Consider the following 3,495-nt stretch of genomic DNA (forward strand, 5'->3'; position numbering starts at 1 on the left):
TCAGTTACGTGGAATCTGGCTGCAGTGAAGATCCGCTCACTGCGGTACGACTACGAACTGAGGAGATCTGTTGGGCACGGTGGTGCTGGTGGAGAAGTGGCCGGTCCTCGGCCGACACGAGCAGGCGGTCATCTGGCTGCGCATGTGGGCCGATCTTGGGCGTGCGTCCCGGACGATGGACGCCTACGCGCGGGGGCTGGCGGAGTACCTGGAGATGTGCGAGCGGGTGGGAGTCGATCCGCTCGGCGCTGACCGGTCCCATATCGCAAGCTATGTAAGGGAATTGGGCGACCGGCCGAGCCGTCGGGGTGCGAACGTGGTCTCGATCGACTCGGGCGCGGGGTTGGCCAACGCCACGCTGCAGCAGCGGATGGTTCCCGTGAGGTTGTTTTACGACTTCCTGGTCGAGGAGGGCGTGCGTGAGTCCAACCCGGTCGGCCGTGGCCGCTACACGGCCCGCAATCGTGCCGGCGCAGGCCATCAGCGTGGCTTGATTCCCCGGCTGAGCAAGCTGCCGTGGATTCCCACCGAATCGCAATGGCTGGCGCTGCTGGCGGTGGCTGCCGGGGAGTCGGCCCGCAACCGGGTGATGCTGGCGCTCGCCTATGACGCCGCGCTGCGGCGCGAGGAGTTGTGCTCCCTGCGCACCGATGATGTCGACCCGGCTCACCGGACTCTGCGGATCCGGGCGGAAACGACGAAGAACCGGCTGGAACGGGTGGTGCCCTACTCGGCGCCCACGGGGATACTGCTGTCAGGCTATCTGGCCCACCGAGCGACGCTTTCCCGCGCTCGGGGGCCATTGTTCTTGTCGGAGTCCCGGCGGAATAGGGCTGCGCCGCTGAGCCTGTGGACGTGGTCGAAGGTCGTCAGGCGGCTGGCGTTAGCGGCCGATCTGCCGCAGTTCTCCACCCATACGACTCGGCACTTGTGCCTGACCGACCTGGCGCGCATGGGCTGGGAGCTGCATGCGATCGCGACATTCGCCGGTCACCGTTCGACAGATTCCACTCTGGCCTACATACACCTGTCCGGACGTGATCTTGCCGACAAGCTCAGTCGCGGGATGGAGCAGATTCATGGTTGGCGAGTCCGTACATTGGCCCGGCTCGGCGAACCAGAATCGGGGGCGGTCGAGCAGTGACTGCAGAGTCGTCGGCGGCTGTCACGGCCATAGTTCCCGCGTGGTCCTGGCTGGTCGGCGCCGCGCAATTTGATCGCTCCGCGACGCTGTCGATCACCGAGCGGACCGCGCTGGACACCCTCGGCTGGGACGTGCGTCACTGGCTGCAGTACTGGAAGGATCCGCGGTTGCGGCAGTGGCGAGCTGTTCACCGACTGGTGTTTCCACTGGCTCAGGCGGTGGAACGCCTTGAGGTAGCTGATGGCTGGTATCACCGTCGGTCGGCCCGAGACGCCGTCGCGGTGATTCTGTCGGGCTGCGCCACGCTCGGAGCCAGCTTCTGGGCCTGGGATGGGCCAACCTGGGCCGGCGTTCTGGGAATCAACGGAAAAGCTTTCCTGGCAACGTATCCGGGATGGGCGCACACGTCGGCAAGGTCCTACGCCATCGCGGTGGCTTACTTGTTTGGGTTCACCGAACTGCACTTACTGGGCAACGTCGACCGCGGCGCGGTCGCCCGGAAAGTGTTCGGCAGAAACGCCGTCGACCAAGCGGTAGAACAAGTCACCTCGGTACTACACGGATGGGGTCAGCGGTCACCAAAAGTGAGCGTGCGGATCGCGAGCCTGGTCTGCCATGCGATGCTGCTCAACCGCAGCCCGCTGCTGGCCGACCTGTCCCAAGACGCGCTGCGGGCACTGCGCACGAACATGTCGGTCCCGTACTCGTTGCGCCAGAACGTCCACAGCCTGCACCGGGCACTGGCGGCGCTCGGGTATGTTGATCCGCCGCGACCGCCCAGGCGGCTGACTCTGGCGCCGGCGCAGGGCGTGGACCCGGTCTGGGCGGACTGGGTGGCGCGTTGGTACGACACCTCGACTCTTCCATCATCGGGCAGGAAGGGCCGACGCAACCAGATGCTGCGGATGGGGCGCTGGCTGGCTGCCGAGCATCCCGAGGTCCAGGAGCCGGGCCAGTGGACGCGAGAGCTGTGCGCGGCCTGGGTCGCCGCTGTCGACCGCCTGCGTATCGGCGACTACACCCAAAACGACGACTCCCTACGAGATCGGATCGGGGAGCCGTTGATGCCGCGCACGAAGAGTAGCCTGCTCGCCGGGGCTCGCCAGCTCTTTCGGGACTGCCAGGAGTGGGGCTGGATCTCCCGACGGTTCGATCCCGCTCGCGTGCTGGCCACCCCGTGCAGCATCCGCGCACTCATCGGCCCCGACCCACGCGTGATCGCCGACGATGTCTGGGCCAAGCTGCTGTGGGCAGGCCTCAACTTGGAGCACAGCGACGTCTATGCCAACCCGGTCGGCCGTATGTATCCGATCGAGCTTCTCCGAGCATTGGCACTGACCTGGCTGTTCGGTGGACTGCGCAGCGACGAGATCGTCCGACTCCGGGTCGGATGCGTGCGTTGGCAACGTGAAGACGTCGCCCTGCCCGGCGACACCGACGAAACGCTGGACAAAGATGCGGTCTGTTTACTGGATGTCCCGGTGCACAAGACCGGGACCGCGTTCACCAAACCGGTCGACCCGATCCTGGGGCAAGCCATCGCCGCCTGGGAGGCCGTCCGGCCGACCCAGCCCGCTGTCCTTGACCGCAAGACCAGCGAACGGGTGCACCCGCTGTTCTCCTACCGCGCACAAGGAATCGGCAGGCGATACTTGAACATCCGCGTCATCCCCGCCCTCTGCGCCAAAGCGGGTGTGCCGACCACCGACGTCCGCGGCAACATCACCAGCCACCGGGCCCGCTCCACCATCGCCAGCCAGCTCTACAACGCCAAAGAGCCCATGACCCTGTTCGAGCTGCAAGCCTGGCTTGGTCACCGAAGTCCTTCTGCCACTCAGCATTACGCCAAGATCGCCCCAACTAAGTTAGCGAAGGCATACAGCGACGCCGGGTACTTCGCTCGCAACGTCCGCACCATCGAGGTCCTCGTCGACCGCGACGCCGTCATCTCCGGGGCCGCGGCGACCGGGGAGCCCTGGCAGTACTACGACCTCGGCCACGGCTACTGCACCTACAGCTTCTTCGAGCAATGCAGACACCGAATGGCCTGCGCCCATTGTGATTTCTACACCCCGAAGGCCTCCAGCAAAGCGCAATTGCTGGAGGCCAAGGAAAACCTCCAGCGCATGCTGGCCAGCGTCCCGCTGACCGACGACGAACAAGCGGCAGTCGACGAGGGACGGAGCGCGCTCGACCGCTTATTGGAACGACTGATCGACGTCGCCGCACCCGATGGGACAACCCCACGAGAGATCGGTATCCCAGCGACCGTCACCCTGCTACCGATCACCGCCGTCAACCAGGGCAAATAGAGACAGCACTTGACGACAAATCAGATTCCACATAATGCG

The 3,495-nt window shown here is 65.4% G+C and carries 2 protein-coding genes; both read left to right on the top strand.

Annotated elements, in window-relative coordinates; translation table 11 throughout:
• Positions 1-79: 79 nt before the first annotated feature.
• Positions 80-1,144, top strand: coding sequence for a tyrosine-type recombinase/integrase (locus F0Q45_RS24975; RefSeq protein ID WP_262491170.1), 1,065 nt, complete (start codon positions 80-82; stop codon positions 1,142-1,144).
• A complete protein-coding gene (locus F0Q45_RS24980) occupies positions 1,141-3,456 on the top strand; it encodes a tyrosine-type recombinase/integrase (RefSeq protein ID WP_149656441.1) in 2,316 nt (771 codons plus the stop codon). The genes F0Q45_RS24975 and F0Q45_RS24980 overlap by 4 nt, the downstream gene beginning before the upstream one ends.
• Positions 3,457-3,495: the final 39 nt, after the last annotated feature.

This window comes from Mycobacterium simiae (assembly GCF_008370645.1).
GTDB classification, from domain to species: domain Bacteria; phylum Actinomycetota; class Actinomycetes; order Mycobacteriales; family Mycobacteriaceae; genus Mycobacterium; species Mycobacterium simiae_A.